This is a genomic window from Acidovorax sp. SUPP3334 (assembly GCF_030159055.1).
Classification (GTDB): Bacteria; Pseudomonadota; Gammaproteobacteria; order Burkholderiales; family Burkholderiaceae_C; genus Paracidovorax.
In genome coordinates, this window is record NZ_BQXQ01000004.1 from 34610 (window position 1) to 52241 (window position 17632).

At 67.8% G+C, this 17632-nt stretch carries 16 protein-coding genes; 6 read left to right on the forward strand and 10 right to left on the reverse strand.

The annotated features are described in order from the left end of the window. Positions 1-242 precede the first annotated feature (242 nt). On the forward strand, positions 243-1544 hold the full coding sequence (locus AVHM3334_RS02800) for a UDP-N-acetylglucosamine 1-carboxyvinyltransferase (protein WP_284409469.1): 1302 nt from the start codon (positions 243-245) through the stop codon (positions 1542-1544). 90 nt (positions 1545-1634) lie between these two features. Here the strand turns inward: AVHM3334_RS02800 and AVHM3334_RS02805 are convergent, their stop codons facing one another. Beyond that, the gene (locus AVHM3334_RS02805; protein ID WP_284409471.1) at positions 1635-2462 is read right to left on the reverse strand and encodes a BUD32 family EKC/KEOPS complex subunit; all 828 of its coding nucleotides are present in this window, start codon (positions 2460-2462) and stop codon (positions 1635-1637) included. Between the two features lie 227 nt (positions 2463-2689). On the opposite strand from AVHM3334_RS02805, the gene AVHM3334_RS02810 reads away from it, so the two are divergent. Together AVHM3334_RS02810 and AVHM3334_RS02815 are read left to right on the forward strand one after the other, a co-directional pair. Continuing rightward, positions 2690-3532 carry a UPF0149 family protein gene (locus AVHM3334_RS02810; protein WP_284409473.1) on the forward strand — a complete coding sequence of 281 codons (843 nt, stop codon included), beginning with the start codon at positions 2690-2692 and terminating at the stop codon, positions 3530-3532. Positions 3533-3620: 88 nt separating this feature from the next. Next, positions 3621-5108 (forward strand): SulP family inorganic anion transporter, encoded by a 1488-nt coding sequence (locus tag AVHM3334_RS02815; RefSeq protein WP_284409475.1) that lies wholly within the window; start codon positions 3621-3623, stop codon positions 5106-5108. Positions 5109-5417: 309 nt separating this feature from the next. Here the strand turns inward: AVHM3334_RS02815 and AVHM3334_RS02820 are convergent, their stop codons facing one another. After that, complete coding sequence (locus AVHM3334_RS02820; RefSeq protein WP_284409477.1) at positions 5418-6314, reverse strand: alpha/beta fold hydrolase; 897 nt, start codon at positions 6312-6314, stop codon at positions 5418-5420. Positions 6315-6394: 80 nt separating this feature from the next. Here AVHM3334_RS02820 and AVHM3334_RS02825 point away from each other — a divergent pair, with 80 nt between their 5' ends. Then, entirely contained in the window at positions 6395-7030 is a 636-nt protein-coding gene (locus AVHM3334_RS02825) for a TetR/AcrR family transcriptional regulator (RefSeq protein ID WP_284409479.1), read from the forward strand. Between the two features lie 443 nt (positions 7031-7473). Here AVHM3334_RS02825 and AVHM3334_RS02830 read toward each other — a convergent pair whose 3' ends face one another. From AVHM3334_RS02830 to thiL, 5 genes are all read right to left on the reverse strand, one after another. Next, complete coding sequence (locus AVHM3334_RS02830) at positions 7474-7911, reverse strand: CinA family protein (protein ID WP_284409682.1); 438 nt, start codon at positions 7909-7911, stop codon at positions 7474-7476. Between the two features lie 116 nt (positions 7912-8027). After that, positions 8028-8567 (reverse strand): phosphatidylglycerophosphatase A family protein, encoded by a 540-nt coding sequence (locus AVHM3334_RS02835; RefSeq protein ID WP_284409481.1) that lies wholly within the window; start codon positions 8565-8567, stop codon positions 8028-8030. Then, the gene (locus AVHM3334_RS02840) at positions 8564-10240 is read right to left on the reverse strand and encodes a DUF4139 domain-containing protein (protein ID WP_284409482.1); all 1677 of its coding nucleotides are present in this window, start codon (positions 10238-10240) and stop codon (positions 8564-8566) included. Before AVHM3334_RS02840 ends, AVHM3334_RS02835 begins: the two co-directional genes overlap by 4 nt. 137 nt (positions 10241-10377) lie before the next feature. After that, complete coding sequence (locus AVHM3334_RS02845; protein WP_284409483.1) at positions 10378-12150, reverse strand: pectate lyase; 1773 nt, start codon at positions 12148-12150, stop codon at positions 10378-10380. 374 nt (positions 12151-12524) lie between these two features. After that, positions 12525-13499, reverse strand: a complete 975-nt coding sequence (gene thiL, locus AVHM3334_RS02850; RefSeq protein ID WP_284409484.1) for a thiamine-phosphate kinase — start codon at positions 13497-13499, stop codon at positions 12525-12527. 318 nt (positions 13500-13817) lie between these two features. Between thiL and AVHM3334_RS02855 the strand changes: the two genes are divergently transcribed. Both AVHM3334_RS02855 and rbp read left to right on the forward strand, forming a co-directional pair. Further along, positions 13818-14027 carry a hypothetical protein gene (locus AVHM3334_RS02855; RefSeq protein WP_284409485.1) on the forward strand — a complete coding sequence of 70 codons (210 nt, stop codon included), beginning with the start codon at positions 13818-13820 and terminating at the stop codon, positions 14025-14027. Between the two features lie 115 nt (positions 14028-14142). Continuing rightward, on the forward strand, positions 14143-14493 hold the full coding sequence (gene rbp, locus AVHM3334_RS02860; protein ID WP_284409486.1) for an RNA-binding regulator: 351 nt from the start codon (positions 14143-14145) through the stop codon (positions 14491-14493). Positions 14494-14580: 87 nt separating this feature from the next. Here rbp and AVHM3334_RS02865 read toward each other — a convergent pair whose 3' ends face one another. The 3 genes from AVHM3334_RS02865 to AVHM3334_RS02875 are packed head-to-tail and all read right to left on the reverse strand — an operon-like array spanning position 14581 to position 17502. Then, positions 14581-15090, reverse strand: a complete 510-nt coding sequence (locus AVHM3334_RS02865; protein WP_284409487.1) for an O-acetyl-ADP-ribose deacetylase — start codon at positions 15088-15090, stop codon at positions 14581-14583. 38 nt (positions 15091-15128) lie between these two features. Further along, positions 15129-16253, reverse strand: a complete 1125-nt coding sequence (locus tag AVHM3334_RS02870) for a YbdK family carboxylate-amine ligase (RefSeq protein WP_284409488.1) — start codon at positions 16251-16253, stop codon at positions 15129-15131. Then, on the reverse strand, positions 16243-17502 hold the full coding sequence (locus AVHM3334_RS02875) for a cation:proton antiporter (protein ID WP_284409489.1): 1260 nt from the start codon (positions 17500-17502) through the stop codon (positions 16243-16245). Before AVHM3334_RS02875 ends, AVHM3334_RS02870 begins: the two co-directional genes overlap by 11 nt. Between the last annotated feature and the right edge of the window lie 130 nt (positions 17503-17632).

The following is a 17632-nucleotide window of genomic DNA, read 5'->3' on the forward strand; positions in this document are numbered from 1 at the left end:
ACATGCAGTGGGCAAAAAAGAAAGGCGGGAGCGCTGCAGGACGATAGTGCGCGGGAGTGGGCGGCCCTGTCGGACGCGGCCCACGCCCGGCCAAGGAATCGCCCGCGACCCGTGGGCCGGCGATCGGTGAATGCGGAGATGGCCGCTCGAATGCGCGGGGGACCGGCCGTGTGCCGCCTCGGTACGCCGCGGGGGTATACAGTGCCGGCTGTTTTCTTTTCGGGCGTCCCCCGCATCCCGCCATGTCCAATCTCATCGTGCATGGAGGCACGCCGCTGCGTGGCCGCATCACTCCCTCCGCCAACAAGAACGCCGTGCTGCCGGTGCTGTGCGCCACGCTGCTCACCCAGGCCCCGCTCAAGCTGCACGGCGTGCCCGACATCACCGACGTGCGCAAGATCCTGGACATCTTCCGCACGCTGGGCAGCGACGTGCGCATGGACCACGCCAGCGGCACGCTGGATCTGCACCACCGGGACACCGCCTTCGATGCCGCCGCCCACCGCCTGCCGGAGGAGATGCGTTCGTCCATCATGCTGGTGCCGCCGCTGCTGGCGCGCTTCGGCGTGGCGCGGCTCGAAGACAACGTGAAGGGCTGCACGCTCGGCGTGCGCGAGATCGATCCGCACGTGGAGGTGTTCCGCAGCTTCGGCGGCGCGGTGGAGCGTGCGCAGGGCTCGCTGCTCGTGCGCTGCGCGGGGCCTTTGCACGCCACGCACCACTGGCTCGACTACGCCTCGGTCACCACCACCGAGAACTTCGTGCTGTGCGCGGCCTCGGCCAGCGGCGTGTCCACGCTCAACAACGCCGCGTCGGAGCCGCACGTGCAGGAGTTCTGCCGCTTCATGGCCATGCTGGGCGTGCGCATCGACGGCATCGGCACCTCGCGCCTCACCGTGCACGGCGGCGCGGTGCTGGGCGGCGGCGAGTTCCGCTTCGATGAAGACTTCCATGAGATCACCACCTTTCTCGCCCTGGGCGCCATCACCGGCGGCGACGTGGTGGTGCGCAACAGCGCGCCGGAGAACTTTCCGCTGATCGACCGCACCTTCGCCAAGTTCGGCGTGCGCATCGAGCATGCGAACGGCTGGTCGCGCGCGCACCGCGAGGGGCCGCTCACGGTGCAGACGCCCTTCACCAGCAACGTGCTCACCAAGGTGGAGGCGGCGCCGTGGCCGTACTTTCCGGTGGACCTGCTGCCCATCTTCATCGCCCTGGGCGTGCGGGCGCAGGGCAACGCCATGTTCTGGAACAAGGTGTACGACGGCGCGCTGGGCTGGACGGGCGAGCTGTCGAAGTTCGGCGCGCACGTGTTCTCGTCGGACCCGCACCGCATCGTGACCTTCGGCGGCAATGCGCTCACGCCCGCGGTGGTGGAAAGCCCCTACATCATCCGCGTGGCCATCGCCCTCTTCATGGTGGCGGCCAGCATCGACGGGCGCTCGGAGATCCGCAACGCCACGCCCATCCGGCGCGCGCACCCGCGCTTCGTGGAAAACCTGCGCAGCCTGGGCGTGCAGGTGGAGTGGACGAGCGAGGAATGAAGAAGTAAAAGCCCCCGGCTCACGCTGCGCAACGGCATTGCGGCGCTGCGCGGCACGCGCGGCACTGGCGGCTCAGTGCCACAGGGCGGTTCAGGGCGCCAGCAGGTCGTAGGCGGCGCGCACGCGCTGCAGGTCGCGGCCCAGGCGGCGGCTTTGCGGCAGGTGGCGCAGCCAGGCCAGTCGGCGCACCGTGGTCGCCAGCACCGCGCGCACTTCCGGGCCCTGGGCGGCGAGCCACGCGGCCCACAGCGTGCGTGCCCATTCCAGCGCGCCGGCCTGGCGCAGGTACAGCGCGGTGGACTGCACATAGCACAGCGCGTCGCGCGCATGGCACACGGGCAGCGGCAGCGCGGTGATGGGGTCGTCCTCGAAATCGACGTAGCCCACCACGCCGTCGGGGCAGCGCACCAGGTTGCGCGCGAACGCCTGGCTCAGGCAGGTGCCGCTGGCATGCACCAGCCCAATGGCGTCCAGGCCCTGGCGCCACAGCGCCAGCACGGCCTTTGGGCCTTCGGCCACGGCATGGTCGATCTCGTTGCCCAGGGAATGGGTTTCCTCGTCGGGGGCTCCTAAGTGCCGCATCAGGAAGGCGTCGTGCTGCACCGCCAGCACTTCGGGCGCGCGCAGGCCGCGCGCGGCGAAGTCCTGCAGGCGCCGCACCTCGATGGCGATGGCGGCGGGCCCGCCCGGCGTGGGCACCGGGCGCAATACCGCCAGGCCCAGCAGGCGCGCCAGCACGGCCATGGCGCGGTAGCGCCCGGCGCCGTGGCTGGCGCCCGCGCGCTTGAGCCACCACTGCTGGCCCGGCAGGCGGTAGCTCTGCACGTTGGGCGCCTGGGTGGCCGCGTGCTCGCGCAGGAAAGCCGCCGGGTCGGTCGGGGCCGCGGGGGAAGGCGAAGGGTCGGCGTGGTGCGGCATGTCGTTGGGTGGAGCGCGATGGTGTTTCGTCGGGCTTTGGCGGCAGGGGCGGGGCGGCGATCCGGGGCGGGCGGATAAAATCGCCGCCTGCGGCCGGGCCGTGGCCTGGCGGAACGACCCTGCCCAGCGCCGCGCCTGCGCCAGCCCCGGTTCGCGGCCCTTGCGCGGGCTGCGGCATCATAACGAAGCCTTTTTCTCCCCCCTCCGCGCCCTTGGAGCCGCCCGCAATGACCGATTCCTCCCACGACAACGCCACCGAATCCGCCGGCATCGATCCCGCCCTCGACAACGACGCGCTCGACGAGCTGGACACGCTGCTGGACGACCTTCGCTCGCGCGCCGAAGAGATCCCGCAGTGGGAGTTCTGCGACGGCTTCCTGACCGCGCTGGCCTGCACGCGCCGCGCCATTCCCCCCGCCGAATACCTGCCCATGCTGCTGGACGACGGCGGCCCCATCGATGTGACCGAAGGCGCGGGCGTCCCGCTGCCGCTGCTGCCCGCCTTCAAGGACGAGGCCCAGCAGGCGCGCTTCATGGAGCTGTGGACGCTGCGGTTCGACGAGGTCAGCCGCCAGCTCGCCACCGAGGTGGAATCGCTGGAAGACGACCGGGTGTTCCAGCCCGAGGTGATGGACATGCGCGGCGCCGTCGCCTGCCTGCCCGAGGCGGAGCGGGCCGAGATGGCCGGCCAGGACATTCCCTCGTTCGGCCAGGTCTGGGCGCTCGGCTTCATGTTCGCCGTGGAGAACTGGCCCGAGGAATGGGCCGCCCCGCGCGACAAGGACGCCGCCCAGTGGCTCGATGGCGCGCTGGAAAACATCGTGGTGCTGACCGAGGACGACACCGGCAAGCCCGAGCACAACCTGTATGCCGAAGACGGCCCAGCCAGCGTGAGCGAAAGCCGCCTGGAATCGTTCAGCGAAGCCACCTGGGCCGTGTACGACCTGCGCCAGCTCTGGAAGAGCATCGGCCCGCGCGTGGAAGCCGTGCGCCGCGCCGACACGCCCGGCCGCAACGATCCGTGCAGCTGCGGCAGCGGCAAGAAGTACAAGAAGTGCTGCGGCGCCTGACGGGCGACGCCGCGGCCTGACCGGGCGCTACTGCTCCTTGCTTTTTTCTTTTCTCTTCCCACGCGCGCTTCGGCGCGCGTTTCCGTTCATGACCCCTGCTTTCCTGGCGCGCCTGCGCGCCGAATGGGCGCCCAGCATTCCGCGCGAACTGCTCGCGGGTGCCGTGGCCACGTTCGCGCTGATTCCCGAGGTGATCGCGTTTTCGTTCGTGGCCGGTGTCGATCCCTCCGTGGGGCTGTTCGCCTCGTTCGTCATCAGCATCGTGATCGCCTTCGCGGGCGGGCGCCCGGCCATGGTGTCTGCCGCGGCGGGCTCTGTGGCGCTGGTGGCGGCGCCGCTCGTGCAGTCGCACGGGCTGGGCTATCTGCTGGCGGCGGGGCTGCTGGCGGGGGCGGTGCAGGTGGCGTTCGGGCTGCTGCGCATGGGCGTGCTGGTGCGCTTCGTCTCCAGCTCGGTGCGCACGGGCTTCGTCAACGCGCTGGCCGTGCTCATCTTCTCCGCGCAGCTGCCGCACCTGCGCGGCGCCAGCGCGGCCACCTGGGGCATGCTGGCGCTGGGGCTGGCCGTCATCTACGGGCTGCCGTGGCTGGGCCAGCGGCTGAAAGTGCGGGCGCTCACCGCCATTCCGTCGCCGCTGATCTGCGTGGTGACGCTCACGCTCATCGCCTCCGGCATGGGGCTGCACCTGCCCACCGTGGCGGACCTGGGCCGGTTGCCCGATGCGCTGCCGCTGTTCGGCCTGCCCGCGGTGCCGGTGTCGCTGGAGACGCTGCGCATCATCGCTCTGCCGGCGCTGGCGATCGCCATGGTGGGGCTGCTCGAATCCGTGCTCACCGCCGCCGTGGTGGACGAGATGACCGACACGCCCAGCGACAAGAACCGCGAGTGCGCGGGCCTGGGCCTGGCCAACATCGCGGCCAGCTGCTTCGGCGGCATCGCCGGCTGCGGAATGATCGGCCAGGCCGTGGGCAACGTGAAGTACGGCGGGCGCGGGCGCCTGTCCACGCTGTTCGCCGGCGTGTTCCTGCTCATCCTGATGGTGGCCCTGAAGGACTGGGTGTCGCGCGTGCCGGTGATCGCGCTGGTGGCCATCATGGTGATGGTGTCGGCCTCGACGTTCGACTGGAAGTCGCTGGGCGCCGTCGTGCGCCACCCGCGCCTGTCCAGCGCCGTGATGCTGGCCACCGTGGCCGTGACGCTCGCCACGCACAACCTGGCCGCAGGCGTGGGGGCGGGCGTGGTGCTGAGCGGCGTGTTCTTCGCGTTCAAGGTGGCGCGCCTGCTCGACGTGCGGGCCGAGGACGATGCCGCCACCGGCCTGCGCACCTGGCGCGTGTCGGGCCAGGTGTTCTTCGCCTCGGCCGATGCCTTCATCGACGCGTTCGACATCCTCGCGGCCGAGGGGCGCCCGGTGCGCATCGACGTGTCCCGCGCGCACTTCTGGGACGTGACGGCCGTGGCCGCGCTGGAGAAGGTGGTGCAGCGGCTGCGGCACCACGGGGCGGTGGTGGAGGTGGTGGGGTTGAATGAGGCCAGCGCGGGGCTGGTGGACCGGCTGGGGCCGGGCGCGGCTTAAGGCGCAAGGCGTTTCGGGACCGTGATGCCTTGATCGGTTAATGCAGCTTTTGCAAAAGCGCCCATTTTTTCTAGAAATTAACCTGGCTGGGGTGTACGTAGCACCCGATTGCGCAATCCTTCGCGGCCACGCAGTTCGGTGCTGCGGCCGACAGTGATAGACGTCTCTCAGCGACGTCGCCAGCGGCTTTGCGGTGCGTGAGTCGCGATGGATGAAGCGTTCAACTGCAGGCTGCCTGCAGGCGTATATCCTGACGGCATGCTCTTGTCACACGCGCTCCGGACGAGCGCATGCATACAAGGCGTGGACTCACTCTGCCAGGAACTGCGTGGCGTGCTGAAGGAACCGTTGCGGATACTGGAACTGTGCGCCGTGTCCGGCGTCCGGATAGATCAACAACTGGGCGTTCGGAATGTTCTGCACCATGTGCCACGAGTTGATCGACGGAATCATCACGTCGTCGTTGCCATTGAGGATCAAAGTCGGCTGCTTGATGTCTTTAAGGTGCGCAAACGGGCTGTTTGGGTCTACCGAGGTGTAGGCCGCCTGCATTGCTTCAGCCTGGGTCATCATCAGTTCGGGCGAGCTAGGGGTGTCTTGGTCTGCGCGCTCGTGCCGGCGCGCCCAGAACTCCTTGCCCGCTTGCACGGCGGCTTCAGACCGACCGAAGAACAGGAAGAGAAAGTCTTCCTGGGTCGGGACGGGGTTGATGGCCACTTTCAAAACGCTCTCGGGGTTCTCGGCGGGCACCGAACCGCGTGGCCCTGTGCCCAGCAGCAGGGCCTTGCGGACGACCTGCGGGTACAGGCGCGCCAGATCCTGGGCGACAGCGCCCCCCAGCGAGAAGCCCAGCACGTCGACTTGGGCCAGCTTCAGCGCACCGATGAACTTGAAAGCATCTTCCGCCATATCTTCCAGGCGATTGCGGGGTGTGCCGGTCGAGGATGCACAGCCGCGGTAGTTGTAGAGGATCACTTCGCGGCTCGCCGCCAGACCGTCGGTGAGCAGAGGATCCCAGTTATCCATGCCACCACGGAAGTGCTGCAGGAGCAGCACGGGCGGCTGCGCTGTGTCAGTTGTGCCCCAGCGGCGGTATGCGAAGCGGCTGCCCTCGATATCGACGAAGCGGGTTGGTGCGGTGACGTGCGTGTCGGACATGGCAATGTTTCGAAAAAGTTGATGAGTCATTATGATGACGATCGTCATTTTAAAAGTCAATGACTTTGATGACGATGAACATCAATGTATAGTTGGACTCGTCAAAACCCTCCTGTAACCGCATATATATGAGAGTCACCAAGGCGCAGGCTCAGGCAAACCGAGGCTCCATCGTTGAACATGCTTCAGCGCTGTTTCGAGAGCGGGGCTTCGATGGCGTCGGAGTGGCAGACCTGATGGTGGCTGCGGGTTTTACCCATGGCGGCTTCTACAACCATTTCCGGTCTAAAGCCGACCTGATCAAAGAGGCGCTGGCCTGTGGTCTGGAGCAGACGGCGGCAGCGGTGGGCGGTGCAGACGCTGCCCAGTTCGTGCAGCACTACGTGTCCCGTGCAGAGCGCGATGCGCTCAAGACCGGCTGCTCTTTGTCGCGTCTGGGCAGTGACACGGCTCGCCAGTCTGAGGCCGTCAAAACCGTCTTCGCAGAGGGCATCGAATCGATCTTGGCAGCGGTGCGGCTCCCAGCCACGCCTCAGAAGGTTGCTCGGGTATCGCCGCGTGACGATGAAGACACCGTCAGTGACGCGGAGCGAGGCGAGTTGATCAATCTGCTGGCGCACTCAGTCGGCGCGCTGGTGCTGTCACGCGGCTGCCCCGATAACTCCGCACTGGCCGACGAGATACTCCATGCGTGCCGTGAGAAACTGCTGGCGCAGCTGGAGCGCGGGGATTTTTCGGTATCGACAAAGGCGCTGGCTGCGTAGGTAGGTAGATAGCGTCGTCGCAAGCCAGCGCCTGCAAGGTGAGGTACCTCATTCCACCGCTCAACCTGAAGTTCGTTCCCCCACTTCGGCGAGAGACGGTAGCCGTTGGGAGTTCATGCGCCTCACGATAGATCGTGTCAAGTAATCGCCCGAGTCTGGCATTTGCCGGGCCGCGATCTCGATGAGACGACCACGATCGAGGATGACCTCGGCATCACGGGCGACGACGCTGCCGAGTTCATGGAGAAATTCTTCGAGGCGTTCGGCATGGATCCAGCGGCTTCGACTTTGGACGGTATGTCCACGACGAAGGGCTCAACCCCTTTCTCGTGTTGCTGATGCCTTTCCGCCGTTTTCGGGATCGGCACAAGAAGGTCCCGCTCACGCTGGGAATGCTCGCGAAGGCCGTCGAGTTCAAGCGATGGGATGCTGCGCGCATCGAGTCAGGCGAGGCCGGTCCCTGACCCGAGCCAACCGGCCAGCCGCACCAGCGCATGCTTCACCGTGGCGCCGCGCACGGCGGCCCGGTCGCCGGCAAAGCGCATCGCCTCGCTGTGCACCACGCCCTCCACCGACCAGCCGAACCACACCGTCCCCACGGGCTTGTCCACGCTGCCGCCCCCGGGCCCGGCCACGCCGGTCACCGCCACGCTCACCTGCGCCGGCGAGCGGGCGACGGCGCCTTCGGCCATGGCGCGCGCCACGGGCTCGCTCACGGCGCCATGCGCTTCGATGAGGGTGGCGGGCACGCCCAGCAGTTCGGTCTTGGCGGCGTTGGAGTAGGTGACGAAGCCGCGCTCGAACCAGCGGCTCGACCCGGCGAGATCGGTGCAGGCGCCGGCGATGAGCCCGCCGGTGCAGCTTTCGGCGGTGGCCAGCATCCAGCCGCGTTCGACGAGCGTTTGTGCGATGTGGGCCAAACAGGCCTCCAGCGCAATATCTTCTAGGGGGCATTGCTCTGATTTTGATAGCAAATCTCCATGTGCCGTGCCGGGGTTCACCACAGGTGCCTCCAGAGCGCGATCACGACGAGGGTGCAGAAGGCCGCCACCAGGTCGTCGAACACGATGCCCCAGCCGCCGCGCCAGCCGAAGCCTTTGAACTGGCGGTCGGCCCAGGCCACGGGGCCGGGCTTGGCGGCGTCGAAGAAGCGAAACAGCGCGAATGCCGCGCACTGTCCCCAAAAGCCCATGGGCATGGCCAGCCACAGCACGAGCCAGAAGGCGATGACCTCGTCCCACACGATGCTGCCCGGGTCGGCCACGCCCAGGTGCCGCGCGGTGGTGGTGCAGGCCCACCAGCCGACGAGCGTGCCGGCCCCGATCAGCACCCCGAAATGCAGGGGGGTAAGCCATTGCTGCAGCACCAGGTAGGCGAGCCACGCCCACAGCGTGCCCACGGTGCCGGGCGCCTTGGGCGACAGGCCCGCGCCGAAGCCCAGGGCGATCCAGTGCGCGGGGTGCGACCGCATGAACGCGGCCGTGGCACGGCGCGGTGCGCTGACGGACGGGGCCGCGCCGGAAGGGGCGGCGTTCATTGGTGCTCCCGCAGTTCGATCTCTTTCGGGTAGCGCACGGTGTGCGTGGCGGTGAAGCGCGCCGTGGCGCCGGCGGCCAGGGGCTGCTGCCAGGCGATGGTGCCGGGCGTGCGGTTCCAAGCGGTGTCCTGCGGCGTGGGCGTGTAGCGGGATTCGACCTCGATCTTTTCGTTGCGCGAGACCGGGGCCACGTCCAGCACCTGCAGCGTCACGGGCTGGGCGTGGCGGTTTTCAAGGCGGTAGGCGCGGGTGGTGCGGCGCTCCGTGCGGGCGCCCGTGAAGCCGGCGCTGCCGGTGTTTTCCTGCTCGGGCTCGGCCTGCACGATCACCTGGTCATCCGCCCCGAACCACAGGGTGGCCTTGCCGCCGGCCGTGGAGGCCTGCCCGAAATCCAGCGTGTCGTTGCCCACGAAGGCGCCGTCGCGGTACAGGCCCACGGGGCCGGCCGGCCAGGCGCCCGGCGGCGGCGCGATCTCGGCCACGAGATAGGCCGTTTCCTGGCGGGCGGGCACGGCGCGCGTGAGCAGCGTGGCCGAGGCGTTGTGCGTGCCCAGCGCCAGCGTGGTGCGCTGGCCGTTGGAGGGCACCGTGATGCGCTGGGGCACGGCGAATTGCATGGCGTAGTTGCCGGAGAAAGCGGTCACGTCGAAGCTGGGTACGTCGGCGGCTTCGGCCGCCTCGGCCATCGGGGCGGGCGCAGCCGGTGCGGGGGGCGCGGCAAGGCGGGCCATGGACCTTTGCGGCTCCGGCTGGGGCGGCGGGGCCACGTCGAGCGTCCAGCTGCCCGGCGCGGGGCCGCGGGTGACGCGCGCGGCGGCTTGCGTGGAGAGGGTCAGGCGCACGTCGGTCCAGTCCTCGCCGCTGTTTTGCGCGACGAGCGCCAGCCGCTCCAGCACCACGGCGCCGGTGTCGCTGTTCAGCACGGCGCGGTAGCTGGGCTGCCAGCCGGGGCCGCGCACCTGGTAGGACAGGCGCAGCTCGCCCTCGCGTTCGGCCGCCAGGTTGACGGCGACCGACACGGCGCGCGCCCGGGGGCCGCCCGCATTGCGGTTGCGCTCGGCCACCAGGGGCTTGAGCGCCAGTTCCAGCGCCTCTTGCCGGCGCTTGAGCGCGTGGGACCGGTTAAGGGCATCGAGCGAGGTTTTGCGCAGGGCATCGGCCGTGGCGCCGATCTGCGCGGGGCTCACGGCCACCGGTGCGGTGCCGGCCGGGGCGCGGCGTTCGGTGGGAGTCGTATCGGCCGAGCCCCCGGCGTTGCCGGCCACGCCCTGCAAATAGCGGTTCACCAATTGCAGCGAAGACGTTTCGGCGCGCACGGCGGCCAATTGGTCTTCCAGGTCCTGGATGCGCCCGTCCAGCGGGCTGGCGCAGCCGGCGGCCACGTCGCGGTCCTCGGTGGTGATCTTGAACTCGCCCACACGCACCCCCGCGCCGGCCGCGATCTGCAGGCTGGCGGTGTCGATGGAGGCGGGCAGGCAGCGGAACACGGCGCTGCGCGCGCCGGCCGCCACGCGCGCTGTCCGCTCCACGGTGGCGCTGCCGGGGGAGACGGTGACCTGGGTGATGCGCGAGGCAACACCGTCTTGCGCCATGGCGCTACCGGCAACGAGCAGCGCCAGGGTGCCGGGCAACGTGGTCAGCAGCGTGGCCAGCAAAGGCCTCAAGGGGGGCATGGAGTGGATCAAAGGCGGCTCCTCAGGGGCGGGCGGGGTGAATCCGGGGCAGGCGGCAGGCCTGCCGCGTCCCGGCGATTATTCACCCGTGCCAGTCCCCGGAGCGCCGGCCGTCTTCAGCCGGCCGGCGGGGCCCATCACGCCTGGGGCGCTACGTAGGCGATGAGCCGGCCCATGCGGCGAATCCATTCCGAGGTCACGATGAACTGCGGCTTGTCCCGCTTCACGTAGGGCGCGACTTCGGGCGGGGCATCGGCCGGGTAGGGCGAGGTGTCATAGGCATCGCCCACGTGTTTGCTGCGGTAGGCCGTGCCGGTGTAGGCCGCGGCGGGGCCGTCGCCCTGGTAGGGGTTGACGATCTCGGGAACGGGCGAGGTCCAGTAACCCTTGCTGCCCAGCTCGTCCACCAGCGTGCGGGCCTCGGCGTCGGGCACGTTCGGCGTGGGCATGGCGGCGCCAGTGAAGAGATCGGGAAAGTCCACCTCGCGGATCGAAAAATAGCGGGGCAGCGCGCGCCCCGCCGTGCCGGATTTGAGCGGCGAGCGCGAGGCCATGTCGGCCACGGCCGCGTCGGTCATCGCGGAGAGCTTCTGGTAGGTGGACTCCAGGCCCGCGATGTCGATGGCACGGCCCGCCGAATAATGGCTCACGGTGTTGTTCCAGTCCTTGTCGGCGTAGTAGCCGCCGTTGTGGATGTTGGAGCCGTAGCGGTGTACGTACAGCGGCGCGTTGGTGCCGAGTTCGACGAACGTGGGGTGCGTGCGACCGCCGCCCAGCAGCGCATTGCCGGCAACGGCGGCCGCCGGCAGGCGGCAGGTCTTGAGCCAGTCGATGGCCTGCGGAATGCGGGCGAGATAGCGGCGATCGCCCGTGAGCTGGAAGTAGTTGAACAACTGGCGGATGTTGGTCTGCGTGGTGTGCGTGGCCAGCGAGCGGGGCTCGTAGCTGCGTGCGCCCGCTGGCGCGCCTGCGGGGCGCCCGTCCTTGGGCCGCGACAGGTGCTGCAGGCTCCAGCCCGCCTGCGGGCCGCTTTGCTGCATCAGCCGCATGCATTCCATGGCGCGCGCGACGGGGCCCAGAAGGCGTGTCTCGCCCAGTGCCATCACGCACATCGTGAGGAACTTGATGTTCTCGCCCATCACGTCGTCGTTGAAGGTGACGTGCAGCGTGTAGTCGCCGTCTTCCATGTCCGAATGCGCGCCTGCCGGCACTTGCTCGGGATGGGGCGAAGGCATGCTGGCGACCGAGCCCGGAAAGTGCGGAAACCGCTGCGGCCAGCCGCCGTCGGCCACGCCGTACTCGGGGCCGAACTGCGCGTTCAGCACGAAGTCGATGGCCTTTTGCAGGGGCGCGAGAAAGCGCACGTCACGTTTTTCGACATACATGCGCAACAGCAGTTGCGAGGCCACGGCCGTGCCCGCATCGTCGAACGTGGCATTGCCGTAGTAGTGCTGGAACTCCTCCAGCCGCCAGCCGTTCCTGCCGATGGTGTCGTACCATTTTTTCAGCGACGCCTCACCCGCGAAGTCGTGGATGTAGTTCCATCCGCCCGAAGCATGCTGCGCCGCGATGATGGCCAGCGTGGTGCGCTCGGCCGCCTGGTAGAAGCGGTCGTCGCCGGTCGCGTGGTAGGCGTCCAGGTACACGTGGCCGACCGACGGCGTGCCGGGCGGCTGGATCCAGCACATGGTGCGATAGGCCTCCATCTCGCCGAAGGTCTGCTTCAGGTCGGGCGAATACGACCACACGTAGCCGCCGCGGTAGGACACCACTTCGTCCATGTAGTCGGCGGCGCGCCGCAGCGCGGTGGCCGCTTCGCCCTTGGGGCCGGACGCGCCGTCCGAACCGCCTCCGCAAGCGGCGAGCCATAGCGGTGCCAGCGCGGTGAGCGCGAAATCTCTGCGTTTCATGAATGTTTCCTCTTGTCTCTGGTGCAAGGAATGTACGCGCCGTCGGCGCGGCGATCGCAGCCTGGGGTTCCCGGCTGTCTTTTAGTGCAGATTAAATTAAATGACATCGTACAACTTGGTGGGGATTTTGAAAGGGGCGCGAAATCGCACGATCAGCGTTTACCCCGAGGAAGGTCTCCTGAGGCACGAGTCAGCGTCGAGTAAGGCGCTTCGAGTTAGTGTTTACTTCGGCGCAAACGATTGCGCGAGTGCTGATTCGTCTCGGCGATTGACAGGCGGAAACGGGTTTTTGGTGGTATTTCGTCATAAAGTCATCTGACATCAAATGACTTTTTGTCATTTCACTGTCGCTGAGGTGATTGCGGAGGAGGCTGTCAGCGGAAGTGGTCGTATGACAGGTCGTCGGCCACTATCGGTTCGCCTTTCGAGCCCACCAACCGCAAGCCTGGCTCGGCTTCGATGCTGCCGATGCGGGTCACGGGGGTGGCGGTGGCTCGGCCGGCCGCTTCCACCGCGCTGCGCTGGCCGGGCTGGGCCGTGAAAAGCAGTTCGTAGTCGTCGCCTCCGGACAGCGTGCAGCGCAGCAGGGTGTCGGTATCGAAAATGGCCTCCACCGCAGTATTCATTGCCTGTAATGCTATTAATTTAGTAGCAATCGAGGTGTCGATGCAGGCTCCGACCCCCGAGGCTTGGAGGACATGGCCCAGATCGCCCACCAGGCCATCGCTCACGTCGATGGCGCTGCTGGCCATTCCCCGGAGGGCTTGGCCCAGGGCGACACGCGGCGTGGGGCGTTCCAGCCGCTCGCGGGCCTGCGCCAGAAGCGGCGAGGGCAGGGACCGCTCGCCGCGCAGCGCTTCCAGCGCAAGCCGCGCGTCCCCCAGGGTGCCGCTCACCCACAGGTCGTCGCCCGCCCGAGCACCGCTGCGCAGCAAGGCCTGACCGGCAGGGACTTCGCCGAACACGGTGATGCAGAGATTGAGCGGCCCGCCCGTGGTGTCGCCACCCACCAGTTCGCAACCATGCGCATCGGCCAGCGCCAACAGCCCGCGCGAGAAACGCTCCAGCCACGCGCTGTCGGCGCGGGGCAGCGACAAAGCCAGCGTGAACGCCAGCGGGCGCGCGCCGCAGGCCGCCAGATCGCTCAGGTTGACCGCCAGGGCCTTGTGGCCGAGCGCCTCGGGATCGACATCGGCGAAGAAATGGCGGCCTTCCACCAGCATGTCGCTGGAAACGGCCAGATGCATGCCGGGCGCAGGTGCCAGGAGCGCGCAGTCATCGCCGACGCCCAGCACGGCGCGGCGAACGGGGCGCTGGAAGAAGCGCCGGATCAGATCGAATTCACCCATGGCAGGAGCATAAGGTGCAGGCGCAGGCAGGCCACGCGCACGGACGTGATGCCAAGCTTGTTTAGAACCGGCAAGAATATTAAGTTGACTCCAAATGAATACGGGAAATATAATCCGGGCTGTTGCAGTGACAGCGCCTGACCCGTGCCGGCACCGCAATACCGGCAAGAAGGGGCACCCCATCCCAGTCGGCCGCCTTTTGCGACCTTGTCGCCCGTTTGGTCTGTCGAGCTGCAGCCAACCGAGTCTTTAGATGCTCACGCAGGCTTCCCGAGCCCGCGACCCTGAATGAACTAGATTTCCATCACCGCTATCCCCATGGGCAAGTACGTCGTCTCGCCCTCGACACACCCGACCGACTGTGGCCGCTTTCGCGCTTCCTTCTCGGTCCATCGCTCCCAGGGTAACGGCAGCTACTGCCGCGTATTCCGTTTCGACAAAGCCTTCGCATCGCGCGAAGCCGCCCGGCTCTTCGCCATCACCCAGGGCTGGCTGCAAACGTGCATGCTGCACCCTCCTGCGTGCTGATGCTCTGCTGCCGCAGATCGCATCCACCTGTGCCCGTTGCCGCGGACTCCCGGTCCGCGCATCCTGTCTTCCAACGCGCCGTCCGTTGCGCACCTTCCTTCAGAAAGGCTCTTCCATGAGCAGCAAAATCTACGTGGGCAACCTGCCCTATTCCGTGACCGACGCCATCTTGCAAAGCAACTTCGCCGAGTTCGGCAGCGTCTCTTCCGCCAAGGTCATGATGGACCGTGAAACCGGTCGCTCCAAGGGCTTTGGATTCGTCGAAATGGCCTCAGCCGACGCCGCCCAGGCCGCCATCACCGCCCTGCACGGAATGTCCGTCGATGGCCGCTCCATCGTCGTGAACATGGCCCGCCCTCGCGAAGAAGGCGGCGGCTCGGGTGGCTACAGCCCCGCGGGCTACACCGCCAACAAGCGCTCGGATGTCGGCTACGGCACCGGTGGCTATGGCGGCGGCCGTTACTGAACGACCGAGCCCATCGGCTCCATGAAAAGCCGACCCTTCGAGGTCGGTTTTTTTTCGCCCCCCCAGCCTGCTGGCTGCTGCCGGGGGCTAGCGTTCTCGCTCCGCGAGAATCCGCTGGTAGATGGATAAATCGTCTTCGGAAAAGCAGCAGAAAGTCACCGCTTCGATACCGGGCGCTTGCGCCAACGCGGCGCGCACCGTGTCGATCGCGACCTGGGCCGCTGCCTCGACGGGGTAGCCGTAGATGCCGGTGCTGATGCAGGGGAATGCCACCGTCTTCGCACCCAGCTCGCTCGCCAGCAGCAACGACTTGCGGTAGCAGGATGCCAGCAGCTCCGCCTCGCCGTGCACTCCACCGCGCCACACGGGGCCGACGGTGTGCACGATGTGCGAGGCGGGCAGTCGATGGCCTTTGGTGGCCTTCGCGTCGCCCACCTTGCATCCACCCAGCAGTCGGCATTCATGCAGCAGTCCGGGGCCCGCCGCGCGATGGATCGCGCCATCCACACCGCCGCCCCCGAGCAACGATGAATTCGCCGCGTTCACGACGGCGTCCACCGTCAGCCGGGTGATGTCGGCACGAATGGCGTGGAGCATCGGGAGCCTGCCGTCCGCTGCGTTGCCGCTTTCGGGGCTCAGGACACCGCGCCCCGAAAGCGCTGCGCCGCCTGCCGGCTCACTTCGCCGAGCAGTTGTTCATTGCGCTGCCGCTCGCGCAGCCAGCGCGCGTCGTTCTGGCCCGCATCGGCCTCGCTGCGCAGCATGTGCAGCGCGCCGGAAGCGCCGGTGACGCCGGCATGGCGCGCGATGTGATCGATCGTCTGCAGGATGTGGTCGCGCAGCGGCATGTGGTTGCCGGTGGCCGGGTCCACATAGACCGCATCCATTCCGAAGCGGCACGCCTGGAAGCGGTTGTACGTGTACACGAGGTAGTCGTCCTCGGTCGGCATGAAGGGCTGCTCGGCCAGGAACCACGCGCCCAGCGACTGCACGAAGCCCGCCAGTGCGGCAGCGCGCTCCACGGTGAGCGGCGTGTCGAAAACACGGATCTCGATGGTGCCGAACTCGGGTTTGGGGCGAATGTCCCAATAGAAGTCCTTCATGCTCTTGACCACGCCGGTGCGCGTCATCTTGTCGAAGTAGTGCTCGAAATCGGTCCAGGTGAGCGCCATGGGCGCGCGGCCCGACAGCGGGAACGCGAACACGGAATTGAGCCGTGCCGAGTCGAACGCGGTGTCCTGCCCCTGCACGTAGGGGCTGGAGGCCGACAGCGCGATGAAGTGCGGGATGTAGCGCGACATGCGGTGCAGCATCAGCAACGCGGCATCGGCATCGGGGCAGCCGATGTGCACGTGCTGCCCGAAGATCGTGAATTGCTTGGACAGGTAGCCGTACAGCTCCGACAGCTCGCGAAAGCGCGGCTTGTCGTAGATGCGCCGCTCGTGCCATTGCTGGAACGGGTGGGTGCCGCCGCCGGCCACGGCGATGTTGAGCTTGTCCGCGCTCTTGACCAGCGCATCGCGGATCTGCGTGAGCTGGCCCAGCACCTCGCTGCTGCTGTGGCATACGCCCGTGGAGATCTCGATCATGCTGTTCGTCATCTCGGGCACGACGCTGCCGGGCAGCGGCGTCTTGTGCATGAGGCGAAGCATGTCTTCGGCGTAGGGTGCCAGGTCGTAATCGTGCGTGTTGACGAGCTGCAGCTCCAGCTCGACCCCCAGCGTCAGTGGCTCGGAATGGTGGAAGGCTTCAAGACTCACGGCTGTTGTCTCCGTTGCCGGCGCGCGAAAGCGGCGCCCAGGGTTTCGAACTTTCGCCCGCGCGGTAGATGGCCACGGTGGCGATCACGGCCCCCAGCACTTCCATGAGCAGGATGGCCGGCAGCGCCACGCGGGCGATCAGCTGGCCGGTGGAGGCCGAGGCCACCACGAATTGCGAAGCGATGAGCAGCGCGATCGACGACATGGGAGTCATCGCGCAACCCACCCACAGGGCCTGGCGCCAGCTGGCGCCGCTGCCCACGTTGCCGACCGCCACGCCGACGGCCTTGGCCGCCAGCCGCACCACGATCAGTGCCAGCACCACGCCGGCCACCGGACCGCTCCAGTCGGCCTGGGCCGCCACGGTGGAGACGAGCACGAACATCAGCATGGTCAGCAGCGAGGACGCCGTGCCCATCTGGCGCGGCCAGGCCCAGGGGCGTGGGTTGAGCTGCTTGAGCAGCATGCCTGCCAAGAGCGCCGCCAGCGGTGCGGAGCCGCCCATGTGCGCCGCCACGGCCGTGCCGGCGGCGATGAGCGTGAGCAGCAGGAAGGAGGTGTTCTCGCTCGTGGGGCTCATGAAGCGCAGCGCCATGCGCAGCACGAGAGCCAGGACCGCGCCCACGATGATCGAAACGCCCAGCACCACCATCACGGGGTACATGGTGTCCATGATGCGCGCGGCAGGGCGGTTGATGAGTTCCGCCGTGGCGCTGCCCAGCGTAAGGGCATACAGCGTGGACAGCGTGGCCAGCACCATGGCGCGGTCGGTCACGGGGCCGGCGGCGCGCGTGTCGGCGATCACGCGGCTGAGCACCGCGGGCGATGCTGCCAGGGAGACCAGCGCCAGCGGGCCGGCGGCGCGCTGGGGCACGTCCAGCCAGATCAGCACGTAATAGACGGCGAAATAGGCCAGCGCCGATTCGGCGATGCTCTGCACCAGCACCATGGGGTTGTGCCGGAACCAGCGCAGCGGAATGCGCCCGCCCGCTTCGAACAGCACCAATGCGATGCCCAGTTCCAGCAGGAACAGACTGATGCCCTGCAGCGGCCAGACGGCGCCGGTAAAACCGAGCAGGCCGGCGATGGTGCCGACCAATGTGTAGCCCACCACTTTGGGCAGACCGATGTGACGTTGGAAAAGGTAGCCCGAAACCGCGGCCACGGCGAGCAGCAGTGACCATTGAACCGTGGGCAACCCGGCCGAAGGGCGCAACCATTGCGCCCAGAAGCTCAGGATTTCATCCATTCTTTATTAATCCTCTTCGCGCAGGCGCAGAGCCTGCAGGGTTGGGTCGGCCTTCGCGAAGCCCCCTCGGCGCGCAGCGGCCCGACCCTGGGGTCGCCCGAATTTACCCGTTGAGCCATGCCCCTACTGT